The sequence below is a fragment of the Jatrophihabitans sp. genome (assembly GCA_036389035.1).
Taxonomy (GTDB): domain Bacteria; phylum Actinomycetota; class Actinomycetes; order Mycobacteriales; family Jatrophihabitantaceae; genus Jatrophihabitans_A.
On record DASVQQ010000026.1, the window covers coordinates 14,123 to 31,437 of the forward strand.

The 17,315-nt window shown below is 66.8% G+C and carries 18 protein-coding genes and 2 tRNA genes; 6 read left to right on the forward strand and 14 right to left on the reverse strand.

Annotated features, from left to right (window positions below):
- The first annotated feature begins 259 nt into the window (after positions 1-259).
- Both VF557_15250 and VF557_15255 read left to right on the forward strand, forming a co-directional pair.
- Positions 260-1,036 (forward strand): phage Gp37/Gp68 family protein, encoded by a 777-nt coding sequence (locus tag VF557_15250; protein ID HEX8081567.1) that lies wholly within the window; start codon positions 260-262, stop codon positions 1,034-1,036.
- A gap of 84 nt (positions 1,037-1,120) precedes the next feature.
- Positions 1,121-1,570, forward strand: a complete 450-nt coding sequence (locus VF557_15255; protein HEX8081568.1) for a hypothetical protein — start codon at positions 1,121-1,123, stop codon at positions 1,568-1,570.
- 593 nt (positions 1,571-2,163) lie between these two features.
- On the opposite strand, the gene VF557_15260 is transcribed toward VF557_15255, so the two are convergent.
- The 4 genes from VF557_15260 to VF557_15275 form a co-directional block, all read right to left on the reverse strand.
- Positions 2,164-2,322 (reverse strand): hypothetical protein, encoded by a 159-nt coding sequence (locus tag VF557_15260; protein HEX8081569.1) that lies wholly within the window; start codon positions 2,320-2,322, stop codon positions 2,164-2,166.
- A 193-nt stretch (positions 2,323-2,515) separates the two neighbouring features.
- Positions 2,516-2,592, reverse strand: a tRNA-Ile gene (locus tag VF557_15265).
- A 133-nt stretch (positions 2,593-2,725) separates the two neighbouring features.
- The gene (locus VF557_15270) at positions 2,726-3,484 is read right to left on the reverse strand and encodes an ABC transporter permease (protein HEX8081570.1); all 759 of its coding nucleotides are present in this window, start codon (positions 3,482-3,484) and stop codon (positions 2,726-2,728) included.
- Complete coding sequence (locus VF557_15275) at positions 3,481-4,494, reverse strand: ATP-binding cassette domain-containing protein (GenBank protein HEX8081571.1); 1,014 nt, start codon at positions 4,492-4,494, stop codon at positions 3,481-3,483. The genes VF557_15270 and VF557_15275 overlap by 4 nt, the downstream gene beginning before the upstream one ends.
- Positions 4,495-4,733: 239 nt before the next feature.
- Between VF557_15275 and VF557_15280 the strand changes: the two genes are divergently transcribed.
- On the forward strand, positions 4,734-5,798 hold the full coding sequence (locus tag VF557_15280; GenBank protein HEX8081572.1) for a hypothetical protein: 1,065 nt from the start codon (positions 4,734-4,736) through the stop codon (positions 5,796-5,798).
- 27 nt (positions 5,799-5,825) lie between these two features.
- Here VF557_15280 and VF557_15285 read toward each other — a convergent pair whose 3' ends face one another.
- Positions 5,826-6,632, reverse strand: coding sequence for a thioesterase family protein (locus VF557_15285; protein ID HEX8081573.1), 807 nt, complete (start codon positions 6,630-6,632; stop codon positions 5,826-5,828).
- Between the two features lie 80 nt (positions 6,633-6,712).
- Between VF557_15285 and VF557_15290 the strand changes: the two genes are divergently transcribed.
- Entirely contained in the window at positions 6,713-7,015 is a 303-nt protein-coding gene (locus tag VF557_15290) for a hypothetical protein (protein ID HEX8081574.1), read from the forward strand.
- 12 nt (positions 7,016-7,027) lie between these two features.
- Here VF557_15290 and VF557_15295 read toward each other — a convergent pair whose 3' ends face one another.
- Entirely contained in the window at positions 7,028-7,624 is a 597-nt protein-coding gene (locus VF557_15295) for an SAM-dependent methyltransferase (protein ID HEX8081575.1), read from the reverse strand.
- Positions 7,625-7,862: 238 nt separating this feature from the next.
- Here VF557_15295 and VF557_15300 point away from each other — a divergent pair, with 238 nt between their 5' ends.
- Complete coding sequence (locus VF557_15300; protein HEX8081576.1) at positions 7,863-8,225, forward strand: hypothetical protein; 363 nt, start codon at positions 7,863-7,865, stop codon at positions 8,223-8,225.
- A 145-nt stretch (positions 8,226-8,370) separates the two neighbouring features.
- On the opposite strand, the gene VF557_15305 is transcribed toward VF557_15300, so the two are convergent.
- The 5 genes from VF557_15305 to VF557_15325 all read right to left on the reverse strand — a co-directional run bounded on the left by VF557_15305 (position 8,371) and on the right by VF557_15325 (position 13,968).
- Entirely contained in the window at positions 8,371-11,970 is a 3,600-nt protein-coding gene (locus VF557_15305; protein HEX8081577.1) for an AAA family ATPase, read from the reverse strand.
- 149 nt (positions 11,971-12,119) lie between these two features.
- Complete coding sequence (locus tag VF557_15310) at positions 12,120-12,521, reverse strand: type II toxin-antitoxin system VapC family toxin (protein ID HEX8081578.1); 402 nt, start codon at positions 12,519-12,521, stop codon at positions 12,120-12,122.
- Complete coding sequence (locus VF557_15315) at positions 12,518-12,841, reverse strand: hypothetical protein (GenBank protein HEX8081579.1); 324 nt, start codon at positions 12,839-12,841, stop codon at positions 12,518-12,520. Before VF557_15315 ends, VF557_15310 begins: the two co-directional genes overlap by 4 nt.
- 13 nt (positions 12,842-12,854) lie before the next feature.
- Positions 12,855-13,733, reverse strand: coding sequence for an alpha/beta fold hydrolase (locus VF557_15320; GenBank protein ID HEX8081580.1), 879 nt, complete (start codon positions 13,731-13,733; stop codon positions 12,855-12,857).
- A gap of 162 nt (positions 13,734-13,895) precedes the next feature.
- A tRNA-Asn gene (locus VF557_15325) sits at positions 13,896-13,968 on the reverse strand.
- Between the two features lie 140 nt (positions 13,969-14,108).
- Here VF557_15325 and VF557_15330 point away from each other — a divergent pair.
- A complete protein-coding gene (locus VF557_15330; GenBank protein HEX8081581.1) occupies positions 14,109-14,354 on the forward strand; it encodes a hypothetical protein in 246 nt (81 codons plus the stop codon).
- 77 nt (positions 14,355-14,431) lie between these two features.
- Here VF557_15330 and VF557_15335 read toward each other — a convergent pair whose 3' ends face one another.
- The 3 genes from VF557_15335 to dnaG are packed head-to-tail and all read right to left on the reverse strand — an operon-like array spanning position 14,432 to position 17,300.
- The gene (locus VF557_15335) at positions 14,432-14,755 is read right to left on the reverse strand and encodes an SHOCT domain-containing protein (GenBank protein ID HEX8081582.1); all 324 of its coding nucleotides are present in this window, start codon (positions 14,753-14,755) and stop codon (positions 14,432-14,434) included.
- Positions 14,756-14,796: 41 nt separating this feature from the next.
- Positions 14,797-15,405: a hypothetical protein gene (locus tag VF557_15340; GenBank protein HEX8081583.1), complete on the reverse strand. Its 609-nt coding sequence runs from the start codon at positions 15,403-15,405 to the stop codon at positions 14,797-14,799.
- Positions 15,405-17,300, reverse strand: coding sequence for a DNA primase (gene dnaG, locus VF557_15345; protein HEX8081584.1), 1,896 nt, complete (start codon positions 17,298-17,300; stop codon positions 15,405-15,407). Before dnaG ends, VF557_15340 begins: the two co-directional genes overlap by 1 nt.
- Between the last annotated feature and the right edge of the window lie 15 nt (positions 17,301-17,315).

A 17,315-nucleotide genomic window follows, 5' to 3' on the forward strand; every position in this document is an offset into this window, starting at 1 on the left:
ACTGGCGGGGAGTGGCGGATCTGCTGGAATGGTGAGCACCCTCGCCGCTACGGCAGGTTGGCTCACTAGGGTAGTTGGTCTTAGGGGCTGCCCATGGCATGCCTGTGCCAGGTCCACCGACCGCCGGATGAGGCGACAGAGAGCGCGCCGGCCAGGGGAGCATAGTGCAGGGGGCGTTGTGGCCGGCCGAAGAATGAGCACGTCGCCACGCCGCGAGGATGATCTTTCGAACATACATTCGAAGCGCTAACCTGAGACCATGTCGGATAAGAGCGCCATCGAATGGACCGAGGCCACCTGGAACCCGACTACGGGTTGTGACCGCATCTCGGCTGGATGTGACAACTGTTACGCACTGAACCTCTCGAAACGGCTCAAAGCGATGGGAGTCGTTAAGTACCAAGCCGATGGCGATCCTCGCACCAGCGGTCCAGGCTTTGGCGTTGCTATCCACCCGGATGCGCTCGCCGCTCCCTACGCGTGGCGGCGGCCGAGACTGGTGTTCGTAAACTCGATGAGCGACCTGTTCCATGCTCGTGTGCCGACGGCCTTCATCCAGGAGGTGTTCAAGGTGATGCGGGAGACACCCCAGCACACGTACCAGATTCTCACTAAGCGCAGCACGCGGCTAAGGCGCATTGCACATGCTCTGGACTGGCCAGCAAACGTCTGGATGGGTGTGAGCGTTGAATCTGCCGACCAATACGATCGGGTGCGTGACCTCGTGACCGTACCGGCAGCAGTGCGATTCCTATCCTGCGAGCCGTTACTCGGACCCCTGTCTGGAGTACCACTCGATGGAATTGACTGGGTGATAGCCGGCGGAGAGAGCGGCGCCAACGCTCGTCACGTCAATCCGGAATGGATAAGAGAGCTGCGTGATTATTGCGTGGCATCTCGGACGCCGTTCTTCTTCAAGCAGTGGGGCGGGGTTCGCGCCAAGAGCGGCGGCCGAGAACTTGATGGCGAGATCTGGAGCGAGATGCCCCAGATCATGGTCGATGAACCTGAATCCGCACTCCCAGCCAGTAGATGACGGCACGGTGGTCGGCAACAATCACAGCCGGCGACGTGGTCCGATGGCTAGCCGAGGCTAATGGGCCCTACGGAAGGATGACTAATGACGGATGACACGCTCGCCAACACGTGGGCGACCATCGACAGGCCGATTCTTCGTGCCGCAGTTCAGCTCTTCCAAGAGAGTCCTGGCATGCCGCCCGGCGCAGGAGACATCCAGCGAGTTACCGGGCATTCCAACCAAGACCTCACTGCTGCAATGATGCGCCTCGACGGTCCGTACCTTGAGGTCAACTGGTTTAATCATGTTGCCCCAATCTTCAAGGTAATTAACGTCCATGAACGCGCATTGGTCGAACTAGGAGTTTGGCCAAGTGCCGCCTCACTCACTGACGAACTCATGGAACTCATTGAGCAGCGTATAGCTGATTCTCTCAGTTCCGAAGAGCGCAACCACTGGGAGAAAATGCACGATGGCATAGGCGGGGGGGCCAAGGATCTCTTCATTGGTGTGCTCGGAGCGGTAATCAGCCATCAAATTACCGGCAGTTGAGGGTGCCAGGCCCAGAAAAGTGATGACCTAGTCCAGCTGGGCGCTTTGCTCTATTGCCCGCACGACTAAGTGCTCGAGGCCCTCCTCCAACCTGAACCAGGTGCGTGGTACACCTGAACGCAGCTTCTACGACTCCGGAGCGTGATAATTGGCCACCGAGACAACACCCGTTGATCGACGACCTTGACGGCAGCGAGGCTTAGTGCACCTTGACGGCAGCGAGGCTTAGTGCACCGTGACCTTCGCCTGGGACGGTCGAACCTACGAGGTCGACCTGAACAAGAAGAACCCCGGGTCGGTGAAGAACGGCCGAACCATGACCAGGCCGTGCTGGCAGCCCGTGCAGACGCTAATTCCGGTGGGCAGCGCCCGGCCGTTGTACTCAGGAACTCCATGCCAACCTGACAAAACAACTCACCAAACTGGAAGCCCGCGAGGAACGCCTCATCGACTTGGCTGCTGACGGGGCGCTCACCCGGGCCAAGATCCAGCAGCGCAGTAATGCCATCCAACACGAACGGGCCCGTATCCAGAGCCAGCTCAGCGACACCAGTGAGCAACTGGCCCTCGGCGCGCAGCGGCTCCGGGAAGCACTAGACCTGGTAGCCGACCCGGCCCGGCTCTACCGCACCGCCCCAGACGACACCCGCCGACAGCTCAACCAGACCTTCTACCGGCGCTTCTACCTCGACGATGACAACAGGGTGACCGTCACCAGCGACGTCCTGAACCCGCCCTTTGACGAAATACAAGAAGCTTCCTGGGTCTACCAACGACAGAAGGACCTCGCCCTCGGTCCCCAAACCTCAGTAGACCAGCTGCCGGCGAGGACAACCAAGCTCACAAACGAAAACAGGCCCGGTCATAAGACCGGACCCGTTCAAGATCACCAAACACCCGTACTCGCTGACATTTTTCAGGTCAATGGTTCGAGTAAGCGTGTCATGGTGGGGCGGGTGGGGCTCGAACCCACGACCCAGGGATTATGAGTCCCCTGCTCTAACCAGCTGAGCTACCGCCCCTCGCGCCCGTCCGATCATCACCCGGCGCAGACGAGCGGCCGCGCCGGCCGGTGACCCGGCAGGAGCACCGATTGTCACACGCTCACACCCCCGGCTCCGCGCCGAGGTGCCTAGGACGCGCGCCGTCAGCGCCTCACTCGGCGAACCGGTTGAGCGCCCGCAGCGACAGCGCGCTGAGGGCCAGCCCGGTCAAGACAATGGTCAGCACGCAGGCCCCCAACGAGCCCCAGTGGATGTCGGGGTAGAGCACCAGGTCACGCAGGCCGATGATGACGTAGCTGACCGGGTTCAACTGGGCGAGTGTTCTGAGCGGGGTGGCGAGCAGCTCCAGGGGCACGAAGTTCGGGGTCAGGAACAGCAGCGGGAAGAAGATGATGAACGACGCGTTGGTGGTCTGAACGTTCTTGGTCTTCAACGCGATCGCGATGGCGATGCCGGCGTAGGCCACCCCCCACAGCGCGGCCAGCAGGATCAGCAGCACCACGCCGACCAGGCCGGAACGCACCCGGGCGCCGAAGGCGAAGCCGATGAGCAGCACCAGGGTCGACACCGTGACCCCACGCACCAGGTCGGCCGCCAGCCGTCCCCAGAAGATCGCGGTGCGCTTGATCGGGGCCGCGAGCAGTTTGTCGAGGTAGCCGATGTCGATGTCGGTGACCATCGCCAGGCCTGAGGTGGCCGAGCTCACCGCGAACACCAGCGACACCGGCACCTGGAAGGCCACGTAGTGCTGGCCCTCGAGGAACGGCGTGCTGGACGGGAAGATCCGGTTGACCTGCCCGATGTTGACCACCATGAAGAACACCGGGATGAACACCGCCGGCAGGGTCGCGGCAGGCAGCCGCCAGACCTCTCGAACCGCCCGGCGGGCCAGCAGCAGGGTCTCTCTCATGCCGCCGCCTCCGGAGCGCCGCCCTCGATGCGCCGGCCGGTGGAGGCCAGGAAGACGTCATCGAGGGTCGGTCGGGACAGCGCCACCGTGCCCGGCCGGATGCCCGCGTCCACCAGCAACCGCACCACGTCGGCCACCGCGGCCGCGCCGTCCTGCACGTAGACGGCCAGCCCCTCGCTGGCGTCGGTGACGTGGTCCAGCCCTGGCAACGACGCCAGGGCCGCGCGCGCCGCCTGGTGCTCGTCCGGTCGCAGGCCGATGGTGATGACGTCACTGCCCAGCTCTGCCTTGAGGGTGTCCGGAGTGCCGGCTGCCACCAACCGGCCGTCGTCGATGATGGCCAACCTCTCGCACAACTGGTCTGCCTCTTCCAGGTACTGAGTGGTCAGGAAGATGGTGGTGCCGGCGGCGTTGATCCGGCGGACCTCGTCCCAGACCGTGGCCCTGCTGGCCGGGTCGAGCCCGGTGGTCGGCTCGTCGAGGAACAGCACCTCAGGCTCGTGCACCAGAGCCGTCGCCAGGTCGAGCCGGCGTCGCATGCCGCCGGAATAGGTCTTGACGGTGCGGTTGGCAGCCTCGGACAACCCGACCAGCCCGAGCAGCTCCGCGCAGCGGCCGGCCGGATCGGGCACCCGGTACAGCGCGCACTGCAGTTCCAGCAGCTCGCGGCCGGTCTGGGTCGGGTCGAGCCCGACCTCTTGCAGGGCCACCCCGATGTGGCAGCGCACCTCGGCCGGGTCCTGGCGCACGTCCACCCCCGCCACGGTGGCGTGGCCGTCGCTGATCGGCAGCAACGTGCACAGCATCCGCACGGTCGTCGTCTTGCCGGCTCCGTTCGGGCCCAGGAACCCGAACACCTCGCCCCGCCGGACGGCCAGGTCGATGCCGCGGACCGCCTCGATGTCGTCCTGACCGCGGCTGCCGCGGTAGCGCTTGACCAGCCCGCGCACTTCGATCGCCAGCTTGGCATCGACCTGTCTGACCACGTTGCCCCATTCCCCGACACCCACGCCGTGCCGGCTTGGCCGGCTGGCACGCTTGATCGTCGCATCCGGCCCCGACAACCGGCGCGACGGCGCCGACCACGCGCAGAGTCTGGCAGTGCTCGCTCCGGATCACCTCCGAATTGTTGCCGGCCGACGTCGCACGCACCTGGCGCCCACGCCCAGGACGCACCGCCGGGTCCCGGCAGGGTAGAAACATCGGTGTGCAGCCGAACCCGGACGACCAGTCGCAGGAGAGCTGAGCCGTGGACCTCGATTCCGCCGCTGAGGAGCTCTACGGCGTGCCCGCCGACGAGTTCGCCGAGCACCGCACCCGGCTGGCGGCCCAGGCGAAGGCGGCCGGTGACAAGGCACTGGCGGCCAGCATCGGCAAGTTGCGCAAACCGGTGCTGGCGGCGGCGCTGGTGAACGAGCTGGTCCGCGGCGAGCCGGCCGAGCTGCAGGAGCTGACCGAGCTCGGCGAGCAGATGCGCAACGCGCACCGCAACCTGCTCGGGCCTGAGCTGCGAGCCCTGTCCGAGCAGCGCCAGCAGCTGCTGCAACGGCTGACCGAACTGGTGCGCGAGACCGCCGAGCAGACCGGCCGCACCGTCACCGAACCCGTGCTGGCCCAGGTGCGCAGCACCTTCGAGGCCGCCATCGCAGACGAGGCGGCCGAGGCCGCGGTGCTGTCCGGACGGTTGACGGTGGTGCTGTCCTACACCGGTTTCGGTGAGGTGGACGTCACCGACGCGGTGGCGGCGCCGGTTCGCAGGCGGCACCTGCGGTCGGTGCCGGCCGGCGCCGAGGTGTCGGGCAAGGCCGACCCGGAGACCGGCGACGAGGGCACCGCGGAGCCCGCGACGAAGAAGGCCAGCAGCGGACGCGCTGCGACCACCGGCAAGGCAGCCGCCTCCGGCAAGGCAGCCGCCTCCGGCAAGGCAGCAGCCCCCGGCAAGGCAGCCGCCGAGAAGCAGGCCGCTGGACCCGCCGGTTCGGCCGAGCAGGCCCACCAGCGGCGCCTGCAACGCCAGCAGGACCAGTTGCGGCGGGCCGAGGCCGAGCACGCCGACGCCGCCCGGGTGCTGGAACAGGCACAGGACGAGGCCGCCACCGCCAGCCAGCGCCATCAGGAAGCCACCGCGCAGGTGGAGCGGTTGCGCGCGCAGCTGGAGGAGGCCCAGGAGCTGGCCTGGGAGGCAGGTCAGGCCCGCCGGTCCGCCGAACGGGCCCGGCTCACCGCCGAGGAGGAGGCAGATCGGACCGCGGCCGCTGTGCAGGCAGCCCGCCGCCAGCTGGCAAGCCTGGAATCGGACCGGGAGTCGGATTAAAGAGTCGGACTAGGAAATCGGATCAGCTCAGCCGAGCAGCGCCAGCTGCCGGGACTGCGCCACCAGCCGTCCGGTCGAGTCCCAGATCTCGAAGTCCTCCTCGTGGTAACCGTCGATCAGGTAGTTGGTGCTGACCCGGCAGGCCAGCCAGCCCGGCGCCGGCCGGGCCCGGACGTGCACGCTCAGCTCGATCGTCGTCGAGAGGTACTGACCGAGCTCGAAGACCGCCGGCGGCGCCATGTCGACCAGTCCGGGTAGCGCCATGGTGTCGGCCTGCCGGCCACCGGCCAGCCGCATCCAGAACTCGGCCCGCGCCTGCCCGCTCGGCGAGCCCTGACGCCAGCCGGGCAGCTTCGGCGTCCGGCAGTCCAGCCGGCCGGTGATGCCGGGCGCCACCAGCTCCGACTCTCGGGGCAGCTCGCCGCTGAACAGGTCGAGACAGTCCTGCGGAGGAGGCAGCACCGGCGCGCTGCCGGACACGAGGGTCGGGCCGCTCGCCTGGGACAGGTCGGCGAAGCTGGCCACCACCCGGACCAGCTCCTGGCCGTCCTGCAGCAACCGGGCCTCACCGGTGGCCAGCCGCCGGCCGGAACGCCCGGTGTCGACCCGGATCTCGGCCGGGCCGGGCGTAACCCGGCGCTGGAAGAACGCCGAGACCGCCAGCGGGTCGGGCTTGCCCAGCACGCGCTCCAGGGCACGCAGGCAGACGCTCAGCACGTAGCCGCCGTTGGCGTGCGTCTCACCGACCGCCCACCGGTCACTGATGGTGGCCTGGAAGACGGGCTCGGAGCCGGTCACGGCGGTGTCGGCGTCGAACGGATGCTGATCGGTCACGAGCGCCGACGCTGCCCTAGGCGGTACCGGCAGGCAAGGCGATGTCGATGTGGTGTGGCCCACCCTGAAAGGATGTCGGTATGGAGATGACCGGGTGGATCAGCGGACAGGTGTTCTTTCAGACCGTCGACCAGGGTGAGGTCGAGCAGATCAACGCGTTTCTGAATTCGCGTGGGATCATCTCCCAGGTGCTCACCCAGAGCGAGCACATGATGCTCGACCCCGCTGACCCGTCGGTCGGGGTCACCTCCGAGCGGTTCAGCATGGCCATCCAGCTCGGCGGCTTTCCGCAGGTGATCGGGCCGGTGCTCAACGAGCTGATCCAGCGGGCGCACGGCGGCGGTTGGGAAGTCGAGGACAGCGCGGGGCCGGTCGGCGACTGAGCCGGGCGCTGTTCAGCCGCGCGGCGCAGTCGCCGCCCGGTTCGTCCAGACGTCGATGGTGAAATCGGAGTCGGTGACCTGGGTCTGGCGTGGCAGGCCGAGGATGCTGTCGAGAACCCCGTGCAGCGTCTGGGTGTTGAGGATCCGCTCGGCGAACTCGTGCCGGTGGTGACAGGCCAGCACGGTGGCATCGCGCCCCAGGCTGTTGCGGGCCGCGGTCGCCAGCGCCGCCCACGAGGCCAGGTCGAGGCGGTAGCCGACCTGGTGCAGCACGATCAGGTCGAACCTCTCCTCCGTGGGCCACTGCTCGGGCAGCCGCATCCACTGCAGATCGACGTTGGACAGGTGGGCGGTACGGGCCCGCGCCTGCGACAGCGCCGGCCGGTTGTCATCGGCGGCCAGCACCCGGTCGCTGCGCCGGGCCAGGCCGGCTGTCAGCTCACCGGCGGCGCAGCCGGGCTCGAAGGTGTTGCCGTACCGGGGGTGGTTCAGCGCGGCCAGCAGCAGGTCCCGGCGGCGCTCGGCCTGCCAGCCGCTGCGCATGTGCCACGGATCCTCGCTCATGCCGTACAGGTCGTTCAGATGCTCAAGGTCGCTCGGGCTGGTCATCATCAGGGCACCCCGCTGCTCACCGGGTTCGGCAGCGCCTCAACGGCAAGGCTGCCGAGCCCGGACCTGACGGCTTGCTTGCTGAGCCGCTTCGAAACTAACAGGCATTTCCCGATCCGGCCTGCTGTGAGCGTTCAGCCGCGTGGCGAGCGGCGGCGTCCAGCGCCGGCTTGTCAGCCAGTACCCGGCGTCAGCGTAGGTTGAGCCGTGGCACGCCGACGACCTCTGGAGACCACCCATGGCTGTGACCGCTTTTCAGGACCTGCCGCTAGCTGACTCCGACTACTCCTGGGACGGCGCCGCCGCTGAGAAGCGGGTGCGCGCCTGGGCCGGCGCGCAGGACGAGCCCAACCCGCGCTACCGCGACGCCCATGCCTGGTACGACGCGGAGAAGAAGGCAAACTTCACCGCCTACAAGCTGCTGATCGCCGACGTGCTGGACGGCAAGCTGGTCGCGATCCCTCGCGCGGTGCACGCGGCGGCGGCGGTGCTACAGGGCTCGCGTGGCGGAATCAACCTGCCGGACAAGGACATCGCCCGGGTCAAGAGCCACCTCGCCAAGTACTACGCCAAGCTGGCTGAGACCCCACCCTGGCAGTAATCCGCAGTCATGCAGGCAGCGGGGCCAGGCGGTCACCCTGGCGGTGGGCTCCAAGCCGGCTTTGGCGGCGTAAATGATCATCGCCAGCGGCGCTCCATGACCTCTGGGTCATAAACCCCCATGCCCTGGTCTGGAAGGCGGGCCCTCATCCGAGGGAACCAATGACCTCCGCGGATCGAACGCTGAGCAGTGGAGACTCGAAGGTGGTGAGTAGCCGACCCGGGAAGTGCCGGTCATACCACTGCTTCTTCGTCTCCCACCTGTTCTGGTAGGCCGCATCGTCGAGCATGCCGACGTGCTCCCAGTACCACACTTCGCCCCGTGCTGTGATGGTGAAGTCCGGCAGGACGTAGGTGCCGTCGGGAGCATAGAGGGGCATTTCATAGACGAACGGTATGTCGCGTTCGAAAAGCATGTTGGCGATGATCACCTCACTCTTTGAACGAACCATATACGTGGTGAGAGTGGAGTGGATCTTGCCTTCCTCGTACCAACCACCAAGCTTACGTAGCTCTTCGGGAACGGGGTTGAAGCTGAAGAGCGATGCATTCACAGCCAGCAGTCGTGACTGCTCAAGGCGTCGCATCGACAATAGTGGGGAGATATCCTCCTCGATGAGGAGCGTGCAGTGCCTGGCCGCTCGAGTCAACCCCGTGTAGAACAACTCACGCGAGAGCAGGGCCCTTCGATGCTTGGGAACCACGAAGTAGATCCGATCGAACTCACTACCCTGCGCCTTGTGAATCGACACTGCGTAGGCGAGTTCGAGATTTTCCTCGACGGACTCCTGGGGGCGCCACTTGCCGTCCGGCGTCTTGCCGAGATCCTTCCCGTAATCAACTCCGAGATGGGGTTTCGTTGAGAACCCCACGCGGAAATGCTGAGGACGGAACCCGGAAGAGTGCAACTTCTTGGAATCGAAAGGGTGCGGACGGGTGAACCCCATTTCTCCGTTATAAACCTCCACCCGCTCGTTAACCCGTGTCTCCTGGTTGTACGCCCAGATGCTGTCAGATCGCGGCCTGTTCCTGATCTGGATGACTTTGTCGTTGAGCGCGATCCCATCTATCTCGCGAAGGTCCGCGGCAGACCGACCGTGGACGAATTGCTGGAATGCAGCGTTCAGCGCCTCGGTACCGTGCACTTCCCCGCGGTAGGGAGAGAGCACCTGCATCCGCTCGGGCCTCAGGTAGTCGCCGAACGCGGTCTTCCAGAATCGCCACTCCGCCATTCCGTCCTTGACCACACCCGTATCGGTCTCAATATCCGATACGACTTGGTTGACCAGCTTCCCCGTCAGGTCCTCCTGTCCGCTCCAGTACAGGACTCTCAGATCCTTATCGACTTCGCCACCCTCTTGAACGCGGGCCAGGATGTCTTCGGCAGGCGCGGTATCGGCAGCCTCCACCGACATCGCCGGGCTGCGTCGACGGTATGCGTCGGCCAGGTCAAGGATCCCCGTGCCCTGGTCAAGCGCCCGATTCTCCATCTGGCGCATGTTGACGCTGAGTTCACCGACAGCGCCCAGCGGCTGGAGCCAATCGATGATGTCGGCGAACACTCGGCCCCGCCCGATTGGCGGAAGCTGGCTCGGGTCGCCAACAAGCACCAAGCGACGGACTGAGTTCCAGTTGATCGCGCGGAACAGGGTTGCCAGCAAATCCAGGCTCAGCATCGAACACTCGTCGATGACGTAGGTGGTGAACGCGTCCTCACGTGCGCCACCCCGTCGCTTGAAAGTGAAATTAGCGTTCAGCCACCCCTTCTTGGCCAGGAAAGAATGAACCGTGGACGTCTGTTCCCGGCGGCCGGTGCGTTCGCGTAACCTCTCCGCGGCCTTTCCCGTCGGAGCCAACAGTTGCACGCTTGCGCCGGCGCCTTCGGTGCGCTCGATCGCATCCAGCAGAGACTTGACCACCGTGGTCTTGCCAGTGCCCGCCTCGCCCGCGAGCACGCACAGCGCCTTTGGAAAGATGCCGAGGCACACTTCGGCCTGGCCTACTATCGCGGCGTTGTAATCGTCGGCGACGCGTGCTGCTAGAGGGCTGTTCGGGTCACGAAGACTGCCGCGCCAGCGCTCCTCAGTCATCGGCACCTTCAGGACGATGCTGGGCCGCTCCTCAAGCCTGCGCAACTGCTCCTCAAGTAGGCGCTCATCCTGGTAGGCATCTTTGAGGTACACCCATGGCTCCCCTTGCTCCGCTCGGATGATCAGAGCGCCTTCGAGTTCATCTCGGTCCGCTTCAAGGTGCTGAGGAGTGAATTGATGCCGCTTCCAGTCGGGATACCCGCTGAGGCGCTCGTTGACTTCGTGGATCAAATTCGCCCCTGCGATGAACACGTCCGCCTGCTCATTGCGCAGCCGCTCAACGCATAACGATCGCAGCCTCCTCGGGTCGTCAGGATCTGCCAGCGCGGCTCCTCCCAGCTCAGGAGAGGGCAACATCCCGTGGTCGATCTTGGTGAAGCTGATCGTGTCGTCGGCGCCATCCCCGACGAACTGCTCAGCTAGAACGTAAGGATTGGCGGCCACCTCGGCCGCAGTGGCGGTGAGCCCATAGGATTCGGGATCAGTTCCCAGGATCTTTCTGAGTTGTTGCCCCGGCAGGTCAAACCGCACTAGGACGTCGGCCAACATCAGTCGCTGGCTGCTGTCCATGAGGTTCCACCGTCGGCGAACGGCCTTCACCTCCGGATCGCTGAGGTTGGCATCGGCGAGTGACCCTGTCCCGTCAAGGAAGGCGAAGATCGCCGACTTGGCCTGGTTGCCGGTTCCCTTTTCAGCCTCGGCCTTGAACCACGAGATCAAAGCCGGCGCCTGAAGGTGATCCAAAACCCCAGCCATCCCCGGATAGAGCCCCCGTGCGTGCCAAAGGAACCCAACCTGCGAGTGCAGCCACGCGAGCCGCCGAGGCCACTCCTCCGTACTGTCGCCCATCTGCTGCAGTTCGGTCACCGACTCGATCAGGCGCTCGACGATCTCCAACGCCTCGTCATCTCCGAAGAGGCGAGTGGCGTACTTGAAGTTGCGTGGATTCGGTGGAACGACCAGAAAGCGTTCCGCCTTCTCGGGTTGATCCTTGTAGACGTGATACGGCAGGCGCAAACCTTCGTCCGGGTAGTGCGACGTGAGGTCTACTGCCCATACGAAGCCCCCGCCGTAGTCCTTGCGAGCTTCGGGTGTCATGCCGTCGTAGTTCCGGATCCGAGACAGGCGCTTAACGCGGGAGGCACCAACGATGACGTACTTGGGCGAGTCCTCCCGACTGAAGGGGTTGCTGTAGTTGGCGTAATAGAAGACGAGGCTGCTCTCCGGCTGTATCCGGTTCAGATAGTCCTCGGCATACTGCCTTCGTTTGTCGTAGTCGTATTGGCGCTTGCCGCCCCATGCCCGCACTTCTTCTCGGTACATCTCCTCGAACGGCCAGATGCACACCGTCGATGCGGGCATCTCCCAGGTGATCCGTTGCTCAGCCGGGTACCAGGATGGGGGGTCCGAGAAGCCGGTAATCGAGCTGTCACCAAAAGCGTTGATCGAATAGACACAAGGAGGAATGCCGTCCAGGCCATCGCAATGCCTGCCCGCGTTCGACTGCTCCCACGGGAGATCGCGGGACTCTCGGATCGCCTCGCCTGGAAACGAATGGGCTCCCACGCAGTAGGTGTTCGTCGCCGGCTGCTGGCACACCCGCCCGTTCCAGCCGTCCATGTGCCAGGCGATCCGTGCCGACAAATGATTGGTCATCCGTAGTCCTTCGTCGATTGATCCGTGTCATGCAGTGGGACAAAGAAGTCAAACTACAGTCATTTCTCGGAGCCGGCCCGGCCAGACTGGAGTATCAGGAGGTCAGCACTGCGAGCGCATCCACAGCAGGCGGTCTGGCGGCGCCTTCGTCATGAGATCAGGTCGAAAGCGCAGAGACCGCCGCTGGCGGCAGCCAGCTTGGCATCGCAGGTGAGGACCGGAGCCGCCAACCGTTCGGCGAGCGCGACGTAAGCGGCGTCGTAGGCCGTGACGTTGTCCCGAAGCGCCCACATCCGATCGAGCAGTGGAGCCAGCGGCATCCGCCGGACCGGCAGGCGCGCGAGATGTCGCAACGCGGCAGGCGTCGCGCGCTGGAGCGCCGGATTGGCCCGCGCGAGACCGCGGAGAGCTGACACGACCTCGGCATCCAGATGAGCCGGCGCGTACAGCGCATCACCGGCACTGAGCCGAGCGATGACCGCGTCCCGGCGCGGATCCGCGGTCAGGTAGAACACCGCCAGTACAGAGGCGTCGATGATCGCGAGACTCACGAGGCCTCGCGTACCTCACGAACGGCAGTGACCGCGTCCTCCAGCGTGACCTCGCTGCCTTCGGCGGGCCGGTACTCGGACAGGTAATCGCCCATCTGCGCAGCCTGGGCGGCCTCAGTCAACCGGTCGACCACGTAGGCGTTCAAGGACTGACGACTCACGGCCGCCGCCTCGGACAGCGCGGCGTAAACATCGTCAGGGACGTCACGAAGGTTCATTCGCTTCATGGTGCCATATTGGCACCATCGGTAGGACACATCCAACTCAAGCTGTGGAAATTCCCGGGCAATGTTTTCCGATGACGGCGCAAACTGGGACACGACCGCGGCGGTGTCAGCCAGCCGCGACCAGGGCGCGCAGTTCCTCGATGCGGGTGCCGGGATCGATGAAGTGGCCGCCGTCGGGGTCCACGACCACCTTGGCGTCGGGGATGTGCGCACCCAGCCAGGTGCCGTGACCCGGCGAGATTTCAGCGTCCCGGGCGCCGTAGCGGAGGGTGACCGGTACCGCGATCTCGTCGAGGGAGAAGCCCCACTCGGCGAGGACCGCCAGGTTGTCGTCGACCCGGCCCCAGATTCCGGCGGTGAACCCGTCGCGCATCGCGTTCACGAACTCCCGCACGGCATCGGGACGGGCAAGCTCGGCGCCGGCCTGCTCGTCCCGAGCGGCATGCAGGTTCGCCCGGTCCAGCGCCATCCCCGCCAGCTTTTCCTCCGCCAGCCGCATCAGGTTCTCGTGCAGGGCACGCTCACCATCGAGCGCCCAGCCGAATTCCGCGACGCCCTCCGGGCTCATGCCGGCCCACCAGTCCAGACCCTCGGCCCCGAAGGGAGCGGAGCCGCCCTGGCTCTCGGCGGCCGTCACCCGGCCATCGAGGCAGGCAGCCACCGCCAGCGCGTGCGGTCCCCCGCCGCAGAAGCCGGACACCGCGAACCGATCCAGGCCCAGCGCATCGGCGATAGCGGCCACGTCCTGGGCGCAGTCGACCACCCGCCGGCCAGGCTGGCGGTGCGAGACGCCGTAGCCCGGCCGGTCGTAGGTCACCAGCCGCAGCCCCGCGCGTTCGATCGCTTCCTCGTCCCGAGGGCGGACCAGCCGGGAGCCTGGAATGCCGTGCAGGAAGAAGACGGCAGAGCCGTCCGGATCGCCCCACTGCGCCACCCCGAGCGTGCGTCCGTCGGGTGCCGAGACCTCCGTCAACAGCTGCGTCATGCGGAGGATTCTGCCTGACCGTCCGGACCCGGCCCAGCGTCGGAGCGGCGAGTGTGGAAGTGCGGGCACTGCCGCAAGCAGTACAGCGTGCCTCGGTGACCAGCGAGGTACCAGAAACGACTCAGGGCCTCCGCGCGAACGCTGGAGGCCCCGGAATCCTTGCTCCCCCGACTGGACTCGAACCAGTAACCCTTCGATTAACAGTCGAATGCTCTGCCAATTGAGCTACGGGGGATTGGCGAGCCGTCCGGCCGGCCGGGTTGGCCGAACAGGCAGCGGGTAGAAGAATAACTCATCGCCCCAGCCGTCGCGGCGCCCCCCGACGCAGGGCACACTGGGGAGCCAGAGATCACCGCGGGCGAAAGGCAGATGAGGATGAAGTTCCTGCTCGGCATCGCTGTCGGCTACGTGCTGGGCTCACGAGCCGGACGTGAGCGTTATGAGGACATCGTGGCGCTGGGGCGCCGGGTCGCCGGCAGCCAGACGGTCCAGGCCACCGCGGGCGTCCTGCAGGCGCAGGCCGCCGGTGCGGCCGAGCGGGCCAAGAGCCGGATCGGCGGGCGGGTGCTGGCCGGTCAGCGGTCCGGCGCCGGCAGCGGCGTCAACGGCCACCGGCACTGAGCGGTGCCAGCTGGGCACTGAGGCCAGGCCTGCTGGGCGCCGAGCTTAGGTTAAGCCCGGTCGCGCGGAAGCCGGACTCAGATGCTGTCGAGGACCTGTGCCCGTCGGGTCTGGTACTCGTCCGGGGTGATCAGGCCCCGATCCCGCAGGTCGGTGAGGTCGGCCAGCCGGTCGGACGCGGAGCGCACTTCAGGCCGCCCTGCCTGCCCACGCAGGTACCGGACCGCGAGCTGAGAACCCACGGTGCTCGGATCGACGCCGGCCTGCCGCAACACCCGGCGGTTGCGAACCGTCGACACCGCTGCCAGCACGAGGATGCACACCATGACGGCCACCGTTACTCCGACGAACCACAAGAAGGCCGTCGGGATGTCGCCGAAATCGTCGCCTGAGTTCCCCATGCGGCTATTATGCCCGAACCGTCCTGAAGTCAGCGGGTAATTCAGCTCGGAATCGGCTGGTCGGACGTCTGCCGGGCGACCCGGTCCAGATAGTCGAGCAAAGCGGCGCGGGCGGTGTCGGAGTCCGGCGTGCCGGAATCCAGCCGGGCGGTCCAGAGCAGGCCGTCCATGCCGGTCCTGCGCCGGGCCACCACCCGGCCGGTGCCACCCGGCACCCGAACCTGCTCCCAGCGGGCGATGCTCGCCTCGACCCGGGTCTTGACCACCGCCGGCAGGTTGCGCGGCTCGGCCAGCCGCAGGGTCAGCGCCGGCAGGTCGGTGACCACCCCCGCGTCATCCAGCACTCCCTCGATGACCTGCAGGCCGTCCTCACCCCAGGTCGCCTTGACCACGTGCTCCCAGCCGATCCGCCGCCATCCGGGCGCGGCGCTGGCAGGCTCAGCCTGGTCAACGACCGGTTCGACAACCACCGACCCCGGCCCGACCGGTTCAGCAACCACCGACGCCGGCCCGACCGGCAGCCACAGCCCGAACTGGGTGGCCGCCACCGCGGCGGGGCCGTCCTCGGCCATCGCCAGCAGCCGCTCGTCCGGAGCCAGCAGGCCGCGCAGGCCGGCCGGCACTCGCAGCCGCCGACCGAACAGCGCCATCAGGACTCGCCCCCGATCGCCCGGGACCGCAACGCCCGCCGGCGCTGCTCCAGTTGCATCAGTTGGCCGAACAACCTGCCCTGCTCCTCCGCGTCGCCGACGGCGTCAAGCCGCTGCACCTTCGACTTCAACTGTGCCACTTCTCTGGCGACCACCTGCTCGGCCAGGTTGACCACCATCGCCTCGGCGTAGCGGGGTTGGGCGTCGGTGCCCGAGCGCAGCGGCTCGACCGCGAGCGCGTTGACCGCCGCGCGCGCCTCAGAACCCGGCGGCAGGTGCTCCGACACCCGTTCCACCCAGGCCGGCCCGGTCTTGCCCGTGGTGGCGCCGCCGGCCGCCGCGATGGCGTTCTGCAACTGCTGGTGCACGGCGGTCAGGAACGCCTGCGGGCCCAGCTGGTCGAACTGCTCGGCCACCACCTCGGGCAGTTGCAACGCCGCCTTGATGACCTCGCGTTCGGCCTGGCCGACCTTCGGCGGCACCCCTGGCACCGATCCCGGCTGGCCGGCAGGGGTGCCCGGCTGGGGACGCTGGTGGTGGTTCTCAGCCGCCCGGGCCATGCCGCGTACCCGGCTCAGGATCTCGTCCGGATTGGCCACCCCGCTCAGCCGGGCCAGCTCGCGGGCGTACTCGAAGCGGTGCGAGGGGTCCTTGATCTGCGCCACCAGCGGCACGGTGAGGTTCAGCGCCGCCACCCGGCCCTCGACGGTGTCGACGTCGAAGCGCTTGATGATGGTGCCCAGCATGAACCGCAGCATCGGCACGTTGGACTCGATCAGCGCCCGCACCGCCGGATCGCCGCCGGCCTGCCGCAGGTCGCACGGGTCCTTGCCCGCCGGGTCGATCGCGACGAAGGTCTGGGCGAGGAACTTCTGCTCGTCCTTGAAGGCCCGCTCGGCCGCCTTCATGCCGGCCGAGTCGCCGTCGAAGGTGAAGATCACCTTGGTGGTGGCCTGCGCCTCCTCTGCGCTGTTGCTCGACCACAACCGCCTGATCACGTTGACGTGCTCGCCGCCGAACGCCGTGCCGCAGGTGGCCACCGCGGTCGTGACGCCGGCCAGGTGACAGGCCATCACATCGGTGTAGCCCTCGACGATCACCGCCTGGCCCTGCTTGGCGATCTCGCGCTTGGCCACGTCCATGCCGTAGAGCAGCTGGCTCTTCTTGTAGATCGGGGTCTCAGGGGTGTTGAGGTACTTGGCCTCGATCTTGTCGTCCTCGTGGATCCGGCGAGCCCCGAAGCCGACCACCTCACCGCCGAGGTCCTTGATCGGCCACAGCAGCCGGCGGTGGAACCGGTCGATCAGCGAGCCGCGGCCGGACTCCCGGGACAATCCAGCCAAGGTCAGCTCGGCCGAGCTGAAGCCGCGGCCGAGCAGGTGCTTGGTCAGCGAATCCCAGCCCGCCGGGGCGTAGCCGCAGCCGAACTGGTTGCCGGCCGCCGCGTCGAAGCCCCGGCTGGTCAGAAAGTCCCGGGCCGGCTGGGCCTCGGCGGTGGCCAGCTGCTCCTGGTAGAAGGCCGCCGCGAGAGTATGCGCCTCGACCAGCCTGGCCCGCTGCCCGGACGGCCGGTTCGGGCTCGGGCCGCCGTCGGCGTAGCGCAACTGGACGCCGGCCTTGCTGGCCAGGCTCTCGACCGCCTCGCTGAAGGACAGGTGCTCGATGCGCTCGACGAACCGGATCACGTCGCCACCGGCCGAGCAGCCGAAGCAGTGGAACAGCCCGCGGGACGGTGACACCGACAGCGACGGTGACTTCTCGTCGTGGAACGGGCAGATGCCCTTGAGGTTGCCGCCGCCGGCATTGCGCAGCTCGACATGCGCGCCGATCACCTCGGCGATGTCGGAGCGTTCCCGGACGGCGGCGATGTCCTCGTCGCGAATCCGTCCTGCCATGCGGGGAGTCTATGT

Bases quoted from the DNA above. Each gene is read 5' to 3' on its own strand.
- VF557_15250 (HEX8081567.1), top strand. From the start codon at position 260: ATGTCGGATAAGAGCGCCATCGAATGGACCGAGGCCACCTGGAACCCG.
- VF557_15255 (HEX8081568.1), top strand. From the start codon at position 1,121: ATGACGGATGACACGCTCGCCAACACGTGGGCGACCATCGACAGGCCG.
- VF557_15270 (HEX8081570.1), bottom strand. From the start codon at position 3,484: ATGAGAGAGACCCTGCTGCTGGCCCGCCGGGCGGTTCGAGAGGTCTGG.
- VF557_15290 (HEX8081574.1), top strand. From the start codon at position 6,713: ATGGAGATGACCGGGTGGATCAGCGGACAGGTGTTCTTTCAGACCGTC.
- VF557_15295 (HEX8081575.1), bottom strand. From the start codon at position 7,624: ATGACCAGCCCGAGCGACCTTGAGCATCTGAACGACCTGTACGGCATG.
- VF557_15300 (HEX8081576.1), top strand. From the start codon at position 7,863: ATGGCTGTGACCGCTTTTCAGGACCTGCCGCTAGCTGACTCCGACTAC.
- VF557_15305 (HEX8081577.1), bottom strand. From the start codon at position 11,970: ATGACCAATCATTTGTCGGCACGGATCGCCTGGCACATGGACGGCTGG.
- VF557_15320 (HEX8081580.1), bottom strand. From the start codon at position 13,733: ATGACGCAGCTGTTGACGGAGGTCTCGGCACCCGACGGACGCACGCTC.
- VF557_15330 (HEX8081581.1), top strand. From the start codon at position 14,109: ATGAAGTTCCTGCTCGGCATCGCTGTCGGCTACGTGCTGGGCTCACGA.
- VF557_15335 (HEX8081582.1), bottom strand. From the start codon at position 14,755: ATGGGGAACTCAGGCGACGATTTCGGCGACATCCCGACGGCCTTCTTG.
- VF557_15340 (HEX8081583.1), bottom strand. From the start codon at position 15,405: ATGGCGCTGTTCGGTCGGCGGCTGCGAGTGCCGGCCGGCCTGCGCGGC.
- dnaG (HEX8081584.1), bottom strand. From the start codon at position 17,300: ATGGCAGGACGGATTCGCGACGAGGACATCGCCGCCGTCCGGGAACGC.